Source organism: Kitasatospora sp. NPDC057542 (assembly GCF_042801945.1).
Taxonomy (GTDB): domain Bacteria; phylum Actinomycetota; class Actinomycetes; order Streptomycetales; family Streptomycetaceae; genus Kitasatospora.
Genome location: NZ_JBHVFE010000155.1, coordinates 1 through 18,329 on the forward strand (window position 1 = coordinate 1; position 18,329 = coordinate 18,329).

An 18,329-nucleotide genomic window follows, 5' to 3' on the forward strand; every position below is an offset into this window, starting at 1 on the left:
CATCACCCGCAGCCGCCTCGGACGACTCACTCGCCAAGGCTTCCTCACCCAACCCGAACGAGGCCGCTACCAGAAACGGACTTAACGCCCTCTGACAACGTGTTGGGCAAGTGCCTCGATCAGGGACGCCAGGCGAGCAGAATCGCCTTCACCTGCGACAGCATCTGGTCGAGCAGATGCAGAGAGCGGGCCGACACCGGCACTTCACGATGCGAGGCTCTCCAGCACGATTCGGTCAGTGACTCGACCTTGGCGAGTACCTGCCCATCCGTTCCCCTGGCGATGAGGGCCACGAAGCGCAGGTAGCCGACGATGAACGCCTCCTCTCGGCGTGCTTCGGCGAGCGCTTCCACCCTTCGCTGCAATATGGCTGTGGCAGGTGACTCGTGGAAGACAGCCCCCAGGGCTGCGAGGGCCAGGCGGACACCCAGGCACTCCGCGTCCCAGCGCGCGAGCACGTCCACGAGATGCTTCTCGACTGCGGCTCTCGCCCGGGACGCCGCTGCGGTATTCGCCTGCGGATGCGTGCCAGGCCAGTACTCTGCCGAGTGCCGCTCGGCTTCGGTGGCAATGTCGAAGAGCGCCTTGACCAGGTTCATCCGTTCGTGGGCCGGCACGCGGTCGTCGACTGCCAGCGCGACCAGCAGGGGAACGCCGCCAGCGGTGGACTCGTCGCAGGTGTCCTGGTGATGGATCTCGTTGTAGAACTCGCCGAGGAAATCGCGGTCCGAACTCCGGCCCGAATAGGAGGCCTGCATGCGGGGGCATCGTGCGGTTTCGGAACCGGTCGACAGCCACGGCTCGGAAGATGCGGCGGATCTTCGGCTCGAACAGCTCGTCCAGTGGGTCCGAGGCGGGGACGACGAAGCCTTCGTCCGGCTGAGACGTTCTGGCGGCATCGAGGGTGTCACCCATCGAAGCGCCGCCAGTCGAGCCCGAGCTCGCCGAGCGGCCGCAGTGCCCCGCGATGGTGGGCCCCGATCTGGACGGTGACCTCGTTCTTGCTGTGGTAACTCGGCGAGACCTGGGCGACGACACCCGGCCCGACGAGGAAGGTCTTCGGAACGATTGGAGCCATGAACGGCCGGAGTGGAACGCGTCGCAGGAGACTCTCAAGCGGGGGCAGCAGCAGCTCGGGGACGCCCTGCGCACCCGCTTGGTAAGGGGCAGATACGGCCGCTTCGTGAAGAGAGAACTGCAGGAGGAACCGGCTCAAGGGCTCCCGTTCGGGCACGGGAGCGTCTCCTGAGGTGAGCCCGACATCCGGATCGGTGCCTGCGATGTTCAACTGCTGGGGAATCGACCAGTCCCAGCCACCCTGGTTCTCGACGGCGAATACCATGCGTCCACCGTGGCTACCACGCGTGAGCTTCGCGAGCGGCTCGATGAAGTTCTGCTGCCCGAGGATGGCCGGACGCTTCTCGGCCAGGCGGTAGAAGTCGGCCAACGCAGGTGGAACAAAGCCTGGGATCGTACGGGCATGCGGTGCCGGATCGGTCTCCGGATACCAGCCAGTAACGAAAATCTCCAAGGCTCGCCGCGGATCGGTTCCAACCTGCTCCAGCCACTCCAAACCGGGAAGCACGGGGGTGGCACCCGGCGGCCGCACCACAGCGAGCGTCTCGCGGCTCAGCGGCGGGTCGATCCACAGGTTACAGCTGATCAGCTCGTTATCGACCCCCTCGCAAATGCCGACCTGGACGACGCCGAGGTAGAGGCAGCGGCCGTCGACCCGGACCGCGAGGTGAACCGGCAGCTTCGGAACCTCTGCCAGGTGGGTGGTGAAGGGCATGGGACCCATGAGCCGCGTCCTGACGGGCGCAGGCGCAGGACCGATCAGCCGGAACTCCCCGTCGTTCCAAACCCCGCTGACCGCAGGGTCATCGCCGGCATCCGTGATGATCACGGTGCCCAACGCGCCAAGGACCATTACAGCACCGGGCACCAGGAACACGCGCACATCAGGACCGGCAAGGTCCAGCGCCACGTCTTCGTCAACCAGGTCCAAGCGGGTCAGCGACATCCGCGGAGTGTATCCGGGAAGCGATCACTGCCGATGTGGGAAGCGATCATCAACCTTCTTGGATCTCTCCTGACCAGCGTTGCTCGTGAACAGCCCGAGTGGCGCGCGGCAGTGGGATCAGTTGGCACTCAGCGGCGCACCGTGTCGGCCGTGAGCGGGAGGGGAGGGGCCTTGAGCTGGCCGGAGCCCCGCAGCACGCGGTTCTTCACCGAGCCATGCTGCGCGAGCAGGGCACGGGCGGGCCGTGGACGTGACGCTCGCGAGCGTACGCACTGCCCTGTCGGGGACAGATTCTGCGGCTACAACCGAGCTATCCGGACGACGACAACGTCTGGCGGAAGCCGGTCGCCAGACGGCGCTGTCACTCGCCGGCCGGCGGAGGCTCTACCGGTTCGGTCGGTTCGTCCTCGCTCGGCGGCCCGGCCTCCAGCAGTTCCTTGAGGTAGGCGGCATCGGTACCGAAGGGGACGCGGGACTTCGGCTCGTGGAAGCCGTTGACACATCCGCCGAGCCAGTTCCGGTTGATCCGCTCGATGGCCCGGGCCAGAGCGTCCTGCCACAGGTAGGGGGAGGCTCCGACGTCCTCCTCCGAGACATACGCGGAGGAGTGCGACGACCACAGGGCGGTGAGCTCCTCGACGACGGACGTGTGCTGCCACCAGCACTGCCGGGGCAGTTGCTCGGTGGTCAACTCGTAGGCATCCGCGAGCCAGAGCACCCACGTGACGAACTCCGGCCACAACGCCGCCGTCTGCTCCTCGCTCATTGACCGCCACAGCACTGGCGCACCGGCGGCGCGGTCGGACGGCCCGCCGCTGGCGCCGTCCTCACTGGCCCCGGCACCGCCAGTGGGCTGCCGCTCCTCAAGGGTGTTCAGACGGACTGCGATCGACGCCAGTTCCGCGTTGATTGACGCGAGTTCGTCGAACAGCGGGTCAAAGGCGTCAGGCACCAGGGACCGCCTCCGGGTTGACCATCGCGAGCGCCTCCCTGGTGGCCGCCGCGATCTCGGCGCCCCGCGGACCCTCGTAGGCCCGAACGAACCGCACCCGCGTTGCCGGAGTACGCCGGTGGACCAGCAGTCCCATCCGCTCCTCCAACATGCGGATGTCGCTGGGCTCCAGCGCGGCCCGTCGCCGCACCGAGAGCGAGGACGAGACCCGGTCGCCGTCGTCCGAGACGGATTCGGTGTCCTCGTCGAACTCGCCGACAAGGGCCGAGTAGGCCTTGAGTTCCTGCTCGTCGGAGACGCCACCGAGGATGATTTTTGCGGTGGCGGCGCCGAACAGCTTCCGCACCCCGGTCTGGCCCCAGCGTTCCTCGGCCTGTGCCAGGTTCTGGAGAACGGCGGCGACGAAGATGTTCTGGGAACCGCTGACGGACATGAAGCTCGGGATCTGGGGGAGCGGGGCCACGTTCGCGAGCTCGTCCAGGAAGCACCCCAGCGGCGGGTCCAGTCGCCCGTTGGGCATCCGGGCAGCGACCTTCTTCGCCGTGTCGAGGATCGCCTGAACGAACGTTGCCAGGATCGGCGCCAGTGCGCTGCCCTCCTCCTCGTCCCCGATCAGGAACAGCGTCCCGCCGCCGCGCAGCCACGCCTCGATGTCGAAGTTGCTCTTCCGCGGCGCGAAGATCCCCGCGACCCGCTCGTCGTACAACGCGACGAAACTCTGCTCCGCGGTGCGCCACGACGCGCTGCGCTCCTCCGGCGCGGCCGAGTGTTGTGCCGCCAGGGCCCGGGAGAGATCGACCTTGCCGCGCCGGGCGAGGATGTCGACTGCCTCTCGCTCGGCCGGGGAGGTCGCCCACTTCAGGATGTCCAGGGCGTTGCGACTCTCGAGGGCGGCGGCGTGGAGCCAGCAGGTGATGAGCATCTTCGCGTTCATGGCGAAGTAGCCGCCGTTCTTGGTCCCCTCTTCGGACTTGGTGGAGGAGGTGAGGGTCTCGGCGCGCCGCCGGGCAGTCTGGAAGTCTTCGCAGCCATCCGTCAGCGGCCACTGGAGTTGGTATGGCCAGCCGGACAGCCCAGTGGCGTCCAGGGCCATCACCTTGCCGTGGCGTTCGCGCAGCTTTGCCGTGGCGAACAGGACGTCGGTCTTGCTGGACGTCGCGAGCACGGTGCCCGCGAAGTCCAGGATCGCGGGAAGGATCAGCTGTTGGGTCTTGCCCTCACGCGGCGGGGCGACGATCAGCAGGCTCTCCTCGATCGTCAGCCACAGTGGCAGCTGTGCCGGGTCGGCGGTGCCGCAGAACACCGCGACCTCCCGTACGTCGACCGAGCCGGCCGGTGCCTTGGCCAGGCTCGGGCGCAGCGACGGCACGCGGGTGAGGGCCTTGGCCTCGCCCATGGCGTTCTCAAGCTGCTTGCGGGTGGCCAGGCCGTCGGCGCCGTCGGCCTGGCGGCGCTGCCAGCGCAGCCACAGTGCCTTGGTGAGGTAGAAGGCACCAGCACACTCACTGGCGAACAGACCCCAGAAAGGGATCGGCCCGCCTACGCCCGACCCGCGGGGGAAAGCGGCGGCTGGGTCCGTGAAGTGGATGAACACGCCGGCGGAGGCCGCGCCAGCCTGGGTCCAGTTGATGCCGGCCGGCCGGTGGTGGGCCGGGAGGCCGGACAGGACGCCCGCGAGCCAGATGAGGGCTGACAGGACGACGAGTGCGAAGATGAGGCTGATCCACCAGACGTCCCGGCCCAGGCGCAGCCGGGTGGCGGAGATCGGCGATGCCACCTTGTTCAGGCTCACGAGGTGCTCCCCTTGTGCAGGGCGATGAGCGGGGCCTCCGAGCCGGTGGCACGGCTGGCAACCCCCTCGCTCATCCGACTGTTTGTATTCGTCAGCCGAACCTCGGCCGTCGAACGGATGTGCTGTACCAGCGATATCCGGCCACCGACCTGCCAGACCGCGCGCCCGGGGGCGCATACGTTGGCGCCGTCGGCGATGGCCTCCCGGGCCCACGCGGGAAGCTGCAGGTAATCGGCTGTCGCGTCGGCGTCCGACTTGTCAAGGTGGTACAGCACTCGGGTGGCCGTCAGCTTGAGGATCGCCATCGCCTCGGGGGACTCGTCGACGTCCACGTCACTCAGGTGGTGGATCACAGCCATGAACGACAGTCCCAGACGGCGGCCATAGCGGACGAACTCCTCGAAGAGCCGGGCCACCGGGCGGTGGCTGAGGATGTGCCAGGCCTCCTCGACGATCAGCGTGCGCTTTATGCGGTCGCCCGGGCGAATCCAGCCGAACCGCAGCCACGGTCCGATCACCGACATCAGCAGCGGCATCGCCATGCCCTCGCGCGGCAGCCTGGTCAGGTCGAACACGATCAGGCGCGCGTCGAGGTCGATGCCGTCCGTCGTCGGTCCGTCGAACAGGCCGGCCAGGTCGCGGGATGGGGAGCACAACTCGTCCATGGCCAGCGACGCCGGGCGCCCCCACCGTCCGAGCTCCGCAGCGGTGACGGTCTTCTTCCCGAGGTTGGCCGGCTCCGGCGCGGTGAGCGCATTCAGAACATCCGAGAGGACCGGTACCCGATCCGCGGCCGCCGCCGCGGCGATGGCGACCTGATGGGCGACGGAGAGTGCGAAGCGGGTCTCCGCGGTCATATCCCCCTCGATGATCTCGATCATCGAGCAGAGGATCTTGAACTGGTGCTCCGACGGGATCCGAGGGTCGAGCGGGTTGATCCGAACCGCCCCGTCCTCGCCGGCGCCGCCGTAGATGAGGCGAATCGGCTTGATACCCAGTGCCCGGGCGATCGAGTCCCACTCGCCGACCCCATCCTCGCCCTGCGCGTCCAGGACGGCGAACGCCCGGTCCTGGAAGCGCAGCTGCCGTAGCACGTAGCACTTCTCCAGGGCGCTCTTGCCGTAGCCGCTCTTGCCGAGGATGAGGATGTGGCCACTGGGCAGCCGCTCACGCGCCGAGGGGTCGTACAGCACGAACGGGTCGTAGATGAACGCCTTCCCGGAGTACATCTCCCTGCCTACGATCACCCCCCGCGGGTCGCCGGTCGGCGCGCCGACCGCCGGATACAGCCCGCAGGCCTGCGCTGTGGTCGTCCTCAGGGCCCGGCGGCAGGTCTGCCGCTGGGGCCGCAGCATCTCCAACATCGCGGCTCAGCCCTTCAGCAGGCCGCCGGCCAGCGGCAGCGTGTTCGCGTGGGCCCGGAAGTGCTCGTGATCGCACCACTCCAGACTGAGGTTGGCGCGGGTGGCCTGAGCGCGCAGCAGGTCCCGGTGCTGACGCAGCTTCTCCGCGTCCGGCGCGGTCACAGTCACCCAGCCAGCGAGCCGGATGCCGGCGGCACCGTTGGCGATGTCGTGCATCGTGGCCGTGGCGGTGCGCCGGTCCTTGGCCTCGCGCGGGTCGTTGACCTTGCCCGCCTTGCTGTCCGCCTGGCCGATCTCGTTGGTGACGTCCGCCATCGCCTCGCGCAGCGCCTCGTCACTGGTGACCAGGTCCATCGTCACGGAGACCGTGAAGATGACGTCCTGGACGTACAGCAGCAGCGGCGCCAGGAAGTTCACTCCGACCGGCAGCACCGGCAGCTGCTTCCACCAGGCGGTCACGCTGTGCCAGGGCTCGGTCCCCTCCCAGCTGCGCGACAGCATCACCGCCGGATCCCGCGCGTCGACCTCCGCCGGCCAGGCCGTCGCCCGGTCCATGCCCCGGGTGTCGTTGATCCAGTGGCTCGGGTCATAGCTGTGGTGCAGCCAGCTCGCCAGAGCTGGCTCGTCCAGATTCCGCACCCAGCGCAGCTGCGCGAGACCCAGGCGCCGGATGAACTCCTCGAGCTCCTTGCCGAGCACGATCCCGAACCCCTCATGCAGGGTGCGGTACCGGCGGGCCTCGGCGACCAGTTCGGCGTCGTAGGGGATACCCACCACGATCAGCAGCCGCCGGTCCTCGGCGGAGATCGCCACCGTGCGCAGCAGCTGATCGTAGGAGTCGTGCAACCACTGCGGCGCGGCAGGGTCGCGCCGGGCCTCGGCATCGCGAGCGTGGGCGTTCGGATCGGTCGGCACCACCCGGCTCACCCACTGCAGCCGGCGCACCCGCCCGCCCGAATCGGCGGTCGACTTCAGCAGGAACTCCCACGCGCTGACCAACGACTCCTTGTCCTCCGCGTCCAGGCCACCGAAGTTCTTCTGCCCCTCGACCTCGATCGCGGCAGTGAACATCGCCTCGTCGGTCTGCAGCAGGATCGCCAGATCCCCGTACGCGGTCCGCGCACTGATCCACTCCACGTCCGGGATGCCCGGCGGCGGCGCCACCTTCTCCGGCCTGCCGTCCCCGCGCCGACCCACCTTCGGAGCGATCGACCGGTACAGCAGACGTCCATCGCGCAGCAGCCGTCGGTGTGTACGGCGGATCTCCCACCATTTCAGGAAGGTCCGGCCCTGCCAGGGCGCGAGCACGGCCCACCCGCACATCCCCGCAGTCGCCGCGAACCCGAGCAGCTTGAACGGGATACCGGGAGCCATCCACAGCAGCAGCAATCCGCCAAGCACCCCTGCGGCGAGCACCCACTGCTCGTCCATCTCGAGGCGGCGACCCAGCAGGCCACGCGGCCGCGGGCGGGGGAAAAGGAAAGTGCGGGGCATCGTCACTCCTGAGGGCTGGCGGATAGAGCACTGTTGCTGTCCGGGGGCTGTGTCATTCGCCCTCGTCAGGGGGCTCCTCCACGGGACTGCCGTCCGAGAAGGTGTCGGAGGGCGCAGCAGCGGTCGATGCCGTTGCCGAGCCGTGCAGACCGGCCTCCGCCGGCGCCGCCGGAGCCGCACCTTCGCCATAGCCGCCAGGACGGGGCGCAGACCCACCCGATGCCGCCGAGCCATCCAGGGACGGTGCCGACCCATTGACTGGGCCCCCACCCGATGCCGCCGTACCTTCAGCCGCGCCCTGGTGCGAATCCGCGCCGTTCGCCATGTCGGCCGAGCCGGGCGGTGCCTGTGCCTCGGAATCATGCGTCTGGTCGTCCACGCCCTGGGACTGGTCAGGCGCCCCGGCGGTGCCGCCCGCGGTGCTCGTGCCGTTGCTCGGATCATCGGCCTGTTCCGTGGCGGCGGTGGCGCCGTCCACCCCGCGCATCGCGGCGGCCTTGACCTCCTGCTGGCCCCGTTCCTGGGCGGCCTTCGCGAGCCCGATGCCCGGTGCCGCACCGCCGCCAGCGGCCGCAGCGCCGATCTCTGCGCCGCCCTCACTCCCCCCGTCGTCTCCGTCGTTTCCGTCGGAGCCGCTGCTGAGCTTCGACTTGATGTCGCCGAAGCTGGACTTCGCGGACTGGGCCACGTTGGAGAGGCCGCCCTCCATCTGCTTGCGGGAGCTGAAGACGTCCTGGAGCTGGTCGCCGAGGATCGGAATGAACTTGGCGACCTGGAACGGGAGGTACAGGGCCAGGAAGAACAGTGCGACTGCGGTCAGGCAGGTCCCGAAGGCTTGGGCGACGCTGGCGTTCTCGCTGCTCTTTCCGGCGAGCAGGCTGGAGGCGAGGGCCAGGGTCGTGAAGGTCACGTACTCCGAGGCGATGATCCCGACGACGATCCCGAACCAGCGCTTGGTGTGGCCCCAGAGGTCCTTGTCGACCAGGCCGGCGAAGACCGTGGGGCCGAAGACGAGGCCGGTGTAGATCAGGGCGTTGCGGACGATGATCTCGAGCCAGACACCAAGGACCGCCATCAGCAGGAAGAAACCGACAGCCAGAACGATGAGCGGCCCTCCTGGGAGCACCAGCAGGACTATGAGCATGCCTCCGAGTACCGTGCCGATCTTCGGCAGGTCCTGTGTCACGGGCCACAGCATCGCCTCCGCGATGCCGTCGAAGATCTGGGTTACGTAGGCGATGCCCAATGGGGCGAAAGCGGAGGTCATGACGGACAGAAGGAGGTACCCGATGGACTCACCCAGAGCCTGCACCGGGTTGACGCCCTGGATGGCCCGCTTCGCCACGGCCACGAGCCACAGCACGACGGTCAGTACGACCGAAGCGCCGAAGGCCATGGTGTAGGTCCGGATGAACCCGGCGTTGCCCCAGTCGATCTGTGTGATACCCATCAGTGCTTCAGGTCCTGGGTCATGGAATTCAGCGAGCTCGTCACGGACTTCGTCAGGACGCGGGCGACGTAGCCCAGCGGGTCTGTGACGAACTCCACCGTGTCGGTGACGGCGGCGACGCCGCCGCACACGGTGTCCATGAACGGCAGCTTGCAGGCCTGGTCGGTGAAATCGTTGGCGCGCGCCGGAGGCGCGGACACGAGTGCGACAGCGGCCACCCACGCAGCAGCGAGTGACATCGCGGCGCGGCGGGCACGGGACCGGTCAGCCGACATAGGGAGGAGCATCGAAATCCCTGTTCGTCGAGGAGAACACATCCACCGGGGTCGGCTTCTGACCCGTGGTCTGCAAGGGGGTGGGGCCGTTGGCGGCGGCGATCGAGGACACCTTCCAGTCGCCGTTCTGCCAGACCAGGACGAGGGTGTAGGTCGACCAGGAGGCCGATACCGGAAGCGGTGCGTTCGCACTCGCGACTCCCACTACCCCGCACATCCACACGCTGACCGTGGCGACCTGCGGCGAGTAGCTGGCCACCCGGGAGCCCAGCGGCGAGGCCCTCGCGATCAGCTGCTCTGAGCCCCCGGCCGTCAGCCCGAACGCGGAGGCCAGCTTCGACGCCGCGTCGTTATCGTCCTTGAGCTGGGACGGCGCGGCCTCGGAGGTCATGATTGCCTTCAGGATCCGCTCCCGAACCTGGCCGTCGGTCAGGTAAGCGACGCTTGAGCGCGCCAGCTCGTAGTTGATGGCCGCGGCGACGGCGCCCTCGCGGGAGTTCGTGTAGCCGAGCGGCACGCCGTCGACGAGACGCAGCCCGGCCGGCTGTCCGCCGGCCCCGGATCCGGCCAGGCTCTGCCCGCCCGCGCCGGAACCCGCCACGGCAGGCGACGATCCGGAGGTGGCGGGCGTGGCACCGTTCTTCCCGCCGGGAAGCAGCGCGATCCCGATGATCAGGGCGACCACGAGAGCGCCCAGCGTGATCACCGGACCCCGCCACACCCTTGCGGGCGCCTGTTCGGGGTGCTCCGCGGCGATGACCCGCGTGCCGCTTCCGGAATATCGCTTGCGGCCCACTAGATGCCCATCCCGTAAACAATGGTGAAAAGTGTTCCGATCGAGGCGACGATGAATGCCGCGACCAGGCTGCCTGCCAATTCCTTCTGGCCCTGCTTCACCTGGACCGTGTCATGCTGCGAATTCCCGACGCGCAGGTGAACGATGCCGATAAGGGCACGCCCCAGCAGGACGAGGATCACCGCAGCCATGATGGCCTGGATGACCGTCCGTGCCGTTGTTCCGACCTGACCGAACGGCCCCCAGTCCGGGGCCAGCCCTTTTACCAGGCTGTCGACCGTCCCCTTGGGTGGGTCCTCGGCCAGGAACATCGCATGAACCGTGTGAAGCATAGACCCAACCTGTCCCTAGAGGCCGCGCGCAGATAAAGCACCCCTTGCCTTTCCGGGTAACTGGCAGGGAAATTGCGGATCAGCGTCGCAGCGGATAACCTTCGATTTCCGGCAGGCTCGGCGGATGTCGACCCCGAAGCCCCGGTCCCTTCTCTCTCCCCTTCGAATAGCAGCAGGCCAGCTGCCGCCCCTATTACATGCGCCGAGGGGCTGTGGCGGCAGCGCATCCGCATCGCATGCGGCACAGGAATCCGCAGGACGGGAAACCACCGGACGAAATCCCGACCAACGGGATCCGCACGTACCTGCCACCACCCCGGACGCGCCCTCAACCGAAGGGACAGCGAGGTGAGGAAGATCGCACTGGGCCTCCTCGCACTGCTGCTCATCACGGCGAGCGGCCTGTCAGTGATTCTCATGGCGGCCGCCGGCGACGCCAAGGCGGCGGCCAACACCGCGACATGCACCGGTGTCATCGACCCGGTCGGCACCGGTCAGCAAGGCCCCGGCACCGCCCCCGCCGCAACAGGCTGGAACGACGCCTCAGACCAGAACGGCCAGGCCGTCGTCGTACCGATGAGCCCGCAAGGCCCCCAGCAGACCCCGCAATGGTCCGACCAGCAAAGACGCAACGCGGCGACCATCACCAACGTTGCACGGACCAGGAACCTCAGCCCGCGGGCGGCCGTCATCGCCGTCGCCACCGCCATGCAGGAGTCAACCCTCGAGAACCTCACCCACGGCGACCGCGACAGCCTCGGTCTCTTCCAGCAGAGGCCGAGTCAGGGGTGGGGCAGCGCGACCCAGATCACCGACCCCGTCTACGCCTCCAACGGTTTCTACGACGTACTCGTCAAGACCCGCGACTGGCAGACACGACCCCTGACCGATGTCGCCGCAGACGTCCAGCGCCCCGACGAGCGCTACCGCAAGGCCTACGCCAAGTGGGAGCAGAGTGCCGCAGGACTCGTTAGCACCACCTGGGGCAGCGCCGCCGTCACCTCCGTGTACAAGGGCTGCGACACCACCACCCCCACCACCGACCAGGCCACCACCACTGACCCCACAGGCAGCTTCACGACCCACAACCCCCGTACCACCGCCCAGGCCATCGCAGCCGCCCGAGCCGCCTCCACCAGCGGACGCTCCGACTTCCACCGCCTCTGCGACAACTTCGTCGCGCAGGCCTACGGCTGGGGATCATCCGGCTCCGATTCCGCCAACGTCCACTGGCAGCGCCTCGTCGCCACCGGCGACGCCCACCCGGGCGACAACGCGCCCCCCGCAGGAGCACTCCTCTTCTACGACAGCGGCTCCGCCGCCGGCCACGTCGCCCTGTACCTGGGCAACGACATGGTCGCCAGCAACGACATCGCCGGCGACGGCATCATCGGCATCCGCCCCCGTGCCGACTTCACCAACGGCACCTGGCGCCTGCGCTACCGCGGTTGGGCTGCACCCTCCTTCCCCAGCGCCGGAGGCACCAGTACCCTTCCTGTCCCCGGAGGAGCGACGTGACCGACATCCAGGTGCGCATCGGCCCGGACGGTGCCACACTCATCGACGGCGAGCCCATAGACGTGCCTCCCGGCGTTGACCCGGCACGTATCGTCCTGCCGCAGCTCGCCCTCGACGCCGCAGGCTCGGGCGGGCCAATTGCAGCCGCCATCCACGACACCCGAACCGAGCAGCGACTCAGACTGCAGATCAACCCGGACGGGAGTACCCGCCCACTGGCCCCGGGCGAGCCGCTCACCCCACCAACCGCCACCCCGGCCCCGGCCGGCCAAGGCAGCGTCTCCCCCGAACACGACCAGGCCCTGCAGGCGGTGTACGAGGCCGGCCGCGCCCACGACTTCGCCCGAGCCGCCGCGCAGGCAGACCGCCTGCTCGCTGACCTGACAGCCACTCACGGTGAGCGCCACCCCGCCACGCTTACCACTGCCGGCGTGCGTGCCGACCTCGCCTGGATGTCGGGCGACTACCGCTACGCCGCCGAGCTGTGGACCTACATCGCCCAGGGCTGGGCACAGGCCGAAGGACCCGCGAGCCGACCCGCACGCTCCAGCGCCCGCCAGGCCGCCGCCTCCTGGAAGGACGTTCCCGACGCCGAGGCCCTCGCCAGCGCGCGGCCGCTCCTGAAGATGCTCACCGCCATTGCCCCAGATCCCGAGACCAACGCCACCGTTCTGGCGGTTCGCCGCCGGATAAGCCTCCTCACGCCAGCATGATTCGCGCTACCGTGGACCCCCCGGATTGAAAGGGAGGCCACCATGCCCGGGCTGGCGCTGCTCACACGAAGGTTCATCCGGTACTTCCCACACCTGCTCATCATCGTGGGATTTTTCACGGCCGGGCCCATGGTGGACACTGACGATCCCGCGGCCAGCTTCCCGAACCTCTTCGCGCCGATCGCCGTAGTCGCCGTGGGCGTGATCCTCGCCTTCGTGTTCCCTCCGCATGGCAGGCGGCGGCGCTGAGCCGGCAGCCCGGCCCACGATCCCGTGACGCGATAACCGGACCCGGCGCTTCCCGCAGCACGGGAGGCGTGCGGGCCCGCCCTTGATGCCCAGGGCTTCGGCGCGAAACTGTAGGAGGCGCCGCCGCCGAACGGCGCCCGCGACGGCTTCGTCAGCTGACCGCCCGTGCGCCGCCAGGACGGGCCCGACCGCCGGGAGCCAGGCATGAGCGATCCCATCACCTCCGGCACTGCGAACATCGGCGACACCGTCTACAGCTGGCTCTCCACCGCGGTGGGAGACATCCTCTACGCCACCAGGACCTCCGGCCAACGCGAGCGGCTCCTGATGGGCCTCCAGGTGCAACGGATTTTCGAGACCCTGACGCAGCACCCGGGGACCGAGCCGCTCGAACAGCTCCGCCGGGAACAGCGCATTCTCGAGCAGGCGCGCCAGGAAGAAGCAGCCCGGCAGGAGCAGGCCAGAGAAGAAGTCGAACACCGAGAACTCCAGCAGGCGTTGGACGCCGGTGCGATCACCCCGGAGGCCTACGTCCGCGCCCTTGCCGACCTGGCCGCCCGCCGCAGTACACCGCCGCCCTCACTCCAGGAGCGACTGGACGACCACCGCATCCTGGCCAGACTCGAACACGACCTGCAGGTCGGCAGAGTCGGCCAGATCCTCGACGCCGTAGGTAGTGAACGGACGCCCGGCGCCGACGATGCAGTGCTCAGCAACCTCGAAGCCCTGTGGCATGACGCACCCAGGCAGCCGTCAATCCCGACCACGACATCGTGGACCGACCGGCCCCACGGCCACGTGCCCGCCGCGACGCTCACGCGGCAGCTCTCCTGGCTGAAGGAAGCCATCCGCCACTTCGTAGACCAGGCGAAGAGAGCCGAGACGGAAGCCGCCGCGCTGACAACCGACGCCGAGCACGGCCGCGGTCCGGCCGCGCGTGCGGTACGCCAGGGCATCCAAGCCGGCCGCGCGGCTGCCGAGACGGCACGGGAAGCCACCGCCAACTTCCAGAGCAGCAACGCCCACATACGCCGTTCCCTCGCACTCCACCAAGCCGCCGACGACGCCGAGCGTCGCGCTCACGCCGGCCCCGCGCATCTACTCCTTCGCGGCATGACGCGCACGGCACAGCAAGGCGAGGCCCGCCAGCTACGGGAACAGGCGGAGCTTGCGAGGGACGCCGCCAACAGCGCGCTCACCGCCGCCACCGCCGCGCTGACCCGCGCCCGCGCACTCCGCGCAACAACGTCCCACCAACTGCAGCACCCGCACGCCGCCAACCAGACCCTCGAGAGCGCCGTCGAACGCGACACCCGAGATGCCGACGGTCAGGCAAGAGACCTCCTATCGGCGGCGGCCAGACTTCGGGCGAAGGTCACCAGCTACCAGGACCATCTGAATCAGCTGACAGAAGAGGCGAACACCCGTTCCGACCTCGACCCGCGCCAGCGGATCGCAGAAGACCGAGAACGCGAGACCCCGTACCGGCAGCGACGCAAGCAAGGCGCACCCGCGCGAGCCGGGCGCCGAATGGAACGCCAGCCGCATGCTGGCCGGCGCCCGAACCCGCCCGCAGGAGGCCCCTCGCCCACGTAACACACGCCACCACGACTACCCCGCCCCTACCGGGCCCCGGCGTAGCGCGCCACCGCTCCCGCATCCGAATGTAGCGGTGACTGCGCTGTCCAAGAGCAGACGAGAAGGGGACCGAGCCGCGCCAGGCGAGGCCCGCTGCCGGATCCTCGCCCTGTCGTCCTGCCCCCGCCAGGTCCAGCGGCACCAGGCACCCCGACGAACCGGTACGCCGTTTGTCCCCGGTCCGGGTAGCCCCACCGCCGCACGTCACCTACCCGTGAAATCAACAAAACCCGCACGGGAACAGGGCCTTGATTGCGTCCTGGGAATGCCTAGCTTCTGCCTCATCCAAAACGGCCAACAAGAAATGGTCGTGAAAGGCGAGGAAGAGGCCATGAGCACAAACCGGAAGCCCGCTCTGCGCGGGAACGGAATTTCGATGCCGTTCCCCATCTCCCCCGACTACGTGAAGAAGTGGACCACTCCCAGGGCGATTGTCGAGCTGATTGCCAACGCCCTTGACGAAGACTCCAAGGCTGCCGTGTTCTGGGCCGACGGACTCCTCACCATCGAGGACCAGGGCCCCGGAATCACACAGGACGCATTCGTGCTCGGAGCGTCCAACAAGACCAGCCAGCAGATCGGCCAGTTCGGCGAAGGAAAGAAGCTCGCCGCCCTCGTGCTGGCCCGCGACCCCGAGATCGGGGAAATCTGGTTCGAGACCGTGGGATACAAATTCACCCCGAGCATCGAGAACCGCAGCCCCCTGGACGGGATTGTCCCAATGCGAGGCGACAAAGCCGCCGCGACTCTCGTGTACACGCTGTACCCCGGCGAACGCACCACCGGAACCAAGATCACCATCCAGTGCCCCAAGCACGTCGCCGACGACGCTATCTCCCGCGTCCTGCACCTCGCACAGCCCGACTACACCCCACCACGCGACAAGGCCCGAATCATGTTCGACGGAACCCCCGGGAGGATCTTCATCGGGGGGATCCTGGTCAGCACCGACCCTCGTCTCTCCGCCAGCTACGACCTCCCCCTGGACATGGCGTAGAGCGACCAGAACCGGGACCGCACCATCGTCGACGGCCGCGCGCTCGACCACTACCTGAGCCAGGCGCTCGCTGGATGCTCCGACCCCGACGTGATCGACCACTTCGTCGGTCTGGCACTCGCCCGGAAGACGATCGCATCGCAGGAGCAGTATTTCGGAAGGGTCGGTGACTACAACGTCAAGCGCGAATTCCGCAGCGCAGCCAAGCGCGCTTTCCCCGCCGGGGTCCGCCTGTACTGCAGCAGTGGAAATGAGAACGTCGAAGGCCCTGAAGGAATGGAGGACGGGGCCTGGCTGATGGACCGAGGCGTGCTCATGGTCGAAACCGAACTGCCTTTGCACCAGCACCGTTCGCTCATGGAACTTCTCGGCGTAGAACGTCGGCGCGCGGCAGTCCAGACGGAAACCCGCAGGCGCGAGAGCAAGACCGAGTGGATCTCCTTCGGTTCCCTCACCGCCGCACAGCTGCGGAACCTCGACTACGCCGTGGCCCCAGGGGTGTTTCAAAGTACCGGTGATCATGTAGACCGGCTGGTCAGGCGATACCCAAGAGGTCCAGCGGCCTGTTGAAGGGCTCGTAGGAGACGTGGCGGAGGCCGGCGGCGATGTTGCGGTGCCCGTGCTGCCGCAGCGTGTTGATCGCCAGGTTGCGGAGGGTCGCCATGTTCTCGGGTCCGTGGCCGCTGCGGATCTTCGAGGCGTCCTCGGCGAAGGTGGTGTCGCGGACGAAGTGAAGCCGGTTCTCGATGGTCCACTGCGACCTGGCGAGTTGGCCCAGGCGCTGGGGTGATGCCTGTTGCGAGGTCAGGTCCGTGATCGCGTAGACGGTCTGGCGGCTCACCGTGCCGGTCTTGAGGTCGGTGCGGTGTCGCAGGATGCGGACGGCCTGGACGGCGTGCGGGAAGTCCAGGCCGAGGCCGGTGATGGTGAGGGCTCTGGTCACGCGGGTCTCCTTGCGGCCGTGGCCGGTCTCGCGGTCATAGCGCCTCGCGGTGACGTCCTTCCGCGGCAGTGACCGCAGTCGGCGGTGCAGCTCGGGCTGGTTGGCCTTGACCACCAGCAGGTAGTGGGCCTTCTTCTCCTCCACGAGAAAGCGCGCGTGGGCACGCTGGGTGTGCAGGGCGTCGGCGGTGACCGTGACCCCATCCAGGTCGTAAGGCTCCAGCAGCGCGGCGAAGCAGGTGATTTCGTTGGTCCTGTCGGGAACCCGCAACTGGGTGATGGTCCGGCCGTCGCCGGTCATCGCGGCCAGCAGGTGGGCGGCGGGAGTCCGGCCGAGCCGGGAGCCACGGGCGGCCTTGCCATCCACGGAAACCGAGTCCGCACCGCCGGGATCCGCACCGGTCAGATCGGCCAGGCCGCCGGGACAGACCAGGTTGACGATCCGCCGGATCGTGGCAGCGCTCGGCGCGACGCGCACCCCCAACACGCCCGCCACACGAGCGCCCAGCCGCGCCAGGGCGTGCTGCGGAGCACTCGTGGACCACTGGCCGATCGCCGCATACGAGCGCGCGCCGGCGACCACCGCCGAGGCGGCAAGCAGCAGCACCGCCACAAACGGGTGACGCACACCGCGCCGCCGACGCGGATCGGGCAGCGCCCACAGGCGCTCCGCCAGCGAGAGCCCCGCTACATCCTCCAGAGCGGGCGACTTGACGAGACAGACGGTGGCAGACTGGCGGCACATCGAAGCTCCAGCGGTTCAAGGCGACTTGGCAAGGTCACCTCGTTCAACCGGAGCTTCGATGCGTACGTGACGGGCCGCCCCGGACCCTCCAGACCGCTCTGGCCTGCGGACTCACGTGATCACCGGGACTTTGAAACGCCCCTGGCCGTGGCCCTCTTCCGGGCCGCCCTTGGGCCAGACAGCATAGGAAAGGTCCGGGTCTACAGCGAAAGCGAGGACATCGGCTGCGGAACGGCAGGAAAGTACTACACCGCCACCGACGTCATCGCGTTCCACCGCGACACCTTGACGGACCGCCAGGACACCATCTCGACGCTCGTTCACGAGGCCGCCCACCGCAAGGCCTTCTTCGAGCAGAACACCTACTCCGACCGCAGCTCAGGCTTCGAGAGGGCGCTGGAGGACATCGGCGCGAAACTGCTGAGCCTGTGCATGACCCTGGCAGACGGCTCACTCGTGCTCGAACTCACGGAGCCGACCGCCTGGGAAGGCACCGCGCTCCCGCCGGGAGCGCGGCTCACCAGCCCGCAGGACCGCACCCCGCACGTCAAGCCGAACAGGAAGGCCATCGCGCGCTTCAAGCTCCTGCAAGCCGCCCCCGAGCCCCGGCGCCTGCTCGCCGAACTCCTCCGCGCACGCATGGAAGAGCGGCGGACAAGCACAGGCCTCTCCGTTCCCCGCCTGCTGCGGGGCATCGCCCTCAAGCCCACCTACTGGGATGTCCTCGACAGCCCCCGCCCCGTCGGCTGGCGCAAGCCCCAGGGCGTGAGCTGCGTCAACGACTACGACAAGGCCACCGCCATCGCCGGACTCGTCGGCATAAACTTCGGCGTCCTCTGGCTCGCACACATGGCACCCGAAGCGCCCACGTACAACCGGCGCAAGCCGGAGGATAAGAACCGGCCGTGGGTCCACCATCGTCCAGAAGCCACTAGGGCCTGTGTGATGTCGTGATCAGAGGGCGTTAAGTCCGTTTCTGGTAGCGGCCTCGTTCGGGTTGGGTGAGGAAGCCTTGGCGAGTGAGTCGTCCGAGGCGGCTGCGGGTGATG

Annotated in this window: 18 protein-coding genes; 7 read left to right on the top strand and 11 right to left on the bottom strand. The window is 68.4% G+C overall.

Features of this window, described 5'->3' with window-relative positions:
- Positions 1-119: 119 nt before the first annotated feature.
- The 10 genes from ACFU7Y_RS20505 to ACFU7Y_RS20550 all read right to left on the bottom strand — a co-directional run bounded on the left by ACFU7Y_RS20505 (position 120) and on the right by ACFU7Y_RS20550 (position 10,457).
- Positions 120-758 (bottom strand): hypothetical protein, encoded by a 639-nt coding sequence (locus tag ACFU7Y_RS20505; protein ID WP_380769159.1) that lies wholly within the window; start codon positions 756-758, stop codon positions 120-122.
- Between the two features lie 149 nt (positions 759-907).
- Positions 908-2,023, bottom strand: a complete 1,116-nt coding sequence (locus ACFU7Y_RS20510) for a hypothetical protein (RefSeq protein ID WP_380769160.1) — start codon at positions 2,021-2,023, stop codon at positions 908-910.
- A gap of 361 nt (positions 2,024-2,384) precedes the next feature.
- A complete protein-coding gene (locus ACFU7Y_RS20515; RefSeq protein ID WP_380769161.1) occupies positions 2,385-2,975 on the bottom strand; it encodes a hypothetical protein in 591 nt (196 codons plus the stop codon).
- A complete protein-coding gene (locus ACFU7Y_RS20520; RefSeq protein ID WP_380769162.1) occupies positions 2,968-4,767 on the bottom strand; it encodes a type IV secretory system conjugative DNA transfer family protein in 1,800 nt (599 codons plus the stop codon). The genes ACFU7Y_RS20515 and ACFU7Y_RS20520 overlap by 8 nt, the downstream gene beginning before the upstream one ends.
- Entirely contained in the window at positions 4,764-6,131 is a 1,368-nt protein-coding gene (locus ACFU7Y_RS20525) for an ATP/GTP-binding protein (RefSeq protein WP_380769163.1), read from the bottom strand. Before ACFU7Y_RS20525 ends, ACFU7Y_RS20520 begins: the two co-directional genes overlap by 4 nt.
- 6 nt (positions 6,132-6,137) lie before the next feature.
- Entirely contained in the window at positions 6,138-7,625 is a 1,488-nt protein-coding gene (locus ACFU7Y_RS20530; protein ID WP_380769164.1) for an SCO6880 family protein, read from the bottom strand.
- 52 nt (positions 7,626-7,677) lie between these two features.
- Positions 7,678-9,075, bottom strand: coding sequence for a hypothetical protein (locus ACFU7Y_RS20535; protein WP_380769165.1), 1,398 nt, complete (start codon positions 9,073-9,075; stop codon positions 7,678-7,680).
- Positions 9,075-9,350 (bottom strand): hypothetical protein, encoded by a 276-nt coding sequence (locus ACFU7Y_RS20540; RefSeq protein ID WP_380769167.1) that lies wholly within the window; start codon positions 9,348-9,350, stop codon positions 9,075-9,077. The genes ACFU7Y_RS20535 and ACFU7Y_RS20540 overlap by 1 nt, the downstream gene beginning before the upstream one ends.
- Positions 9,340-10,056 (bottom strand): hypothetical protein, encoded by a 717-nt coding sequence (locus ACFU7Y_RS20545; RefSeq protein WP_380769168.1) that lies wholly within the window; start codon positions 10,054-10,056, stop codon positions 9,340-9,342. The genes ACFU7Y_RS20540 and ACFU7Y_RS20545 overlap by 11 nt, the downstream gene beginning before the upstream one ends.
- Positions 10,057-10,145: 89 nt before the next feature.
- Complete coding sequence (locus ACFU7Y_RS20550) at positions 10,146-10,457, bottom strand: hypothetical protein (protein WP_380769169.1); 312 nt, start codon at positions 10,455-10,457, stop codon at positions 10,146-10,148.
- A 369-nt stretch (positions 10,458-10,826) separates the two neighbouring features.
- On the opposite strand from ACFU7Y_RS20550, the gene ACFU7Y_RS20555 reads away from it, so the two are divergent.
- From ACFU7Y_RS20555 to ACFU7Y_RS20580, 6 genes are all read left to right on the top strand, one after another.
- Positions 10,827-11,996, top strand: coding sequence for a hypothetical protein (locus tag ACFU7Y_RS20555; RefSeq protein WP_380769170.1), 1,170 nt, complete (start codon positions 10,827-10,829; stop codon positions 11,994-11,996).
- Positions 11,993-12,709 (top strand): hypothetical protein, encoded by a 717-nt coding sequence (locus ACFU7Y_RS20560; protein WP_380769171.1) that lies wholly within the window; start codon positions 11,993-11,995, stop codon positions 12,707-12,709. The genes ACFU7Y_RS20555 and ACFU7Y_RS20560 overlap by 4 nt, the downstream gene beginning before the upstream one ends.
- A gap of 42 nt (positions 12,710-12,751) precedes the next feature.
- The gene (locus ACFU7Y_RS20565; protein WP_380769172.1) at positions 12,752-12,958 is read left to right on the top strand and encodes a hypothetical protein; all 207 of its coding nucleotides are present in this window, start codon (positions 12,752-12,754) and stop codon (positions 12,956-12,958) included.
- 204 nt (positions 12,959-13,162) lie between these two features.
- Positions 13,163-14,554, top strand: coding sequence for a hypothetical protein (locus ACFU7Y_RS20570; RefSeq protein WP_380769173.1), 1,392 nt, complete (start codon positions 13,163-13,165; stop codon positions 14,552-14,554).
- 373 nt (positions 14,555-14,927) lie between these two features.
- Positions 14,928-15,593, top strand: coding sequence for a hypothetical protein (locus tag ACFU7Y_RS20575; protein ID WP_380769174.1), 666 nt, complete (start codon positions 14,928-14,930; stop codon positions 15,591-15,593).
- A gap of 90 nt (positions 15,594-15,683) precedes the next feature.
- Positions 15,684-16,163: a hypothetical protein gene (locus ACFU7Y_RS20580; protein WP_380769176.1), complete on the top strand. Its 480-nt coding sequence runs from the start codon at positions 15,684-15,686 to the stop codon at positions 16,161-16,163.
- On the opposite strand, the gene ACFU7Y_RS20585 is transcribed toward ACFU7Y_RS20580, so the two are convergent.
- Positions 16,129-17,280 (bottom strand): ISAs1 family transposase, encoded by a 1,152-nt coding sequence (locus ACFU7Y_RS20585; RefSeq protein ID WP_380769177.1) that lies wholly within the window; start codon positions 17,278-17,280, stop codon positions 16,129-16,131. The two genes, ACFU7Y_RS20580 and ACFU7Y_RS20585, sit on opposite strands and share 35 nt — an antisense overlap.
- 147 nt (positions 17,281-17,427) lie before the next feature.
- Here ACFU7Y_RS20585 and ACFU7Y_RS20590 point away from each other — a divergent pair, with 147 nt between their 5' ends.
- On the top strand, positions 17,428-18,234 hold the full coding sequence (locus ACFU7Y_RS20590; protein WP_380769179.1) for a hypothetical protein: 807 nt from the start codon (positions 17,428-17,430) through the stop codon (positions 18,232-18,234).
- Positions 18,235-18,329 lie beyond the last annotated feature (95 nt).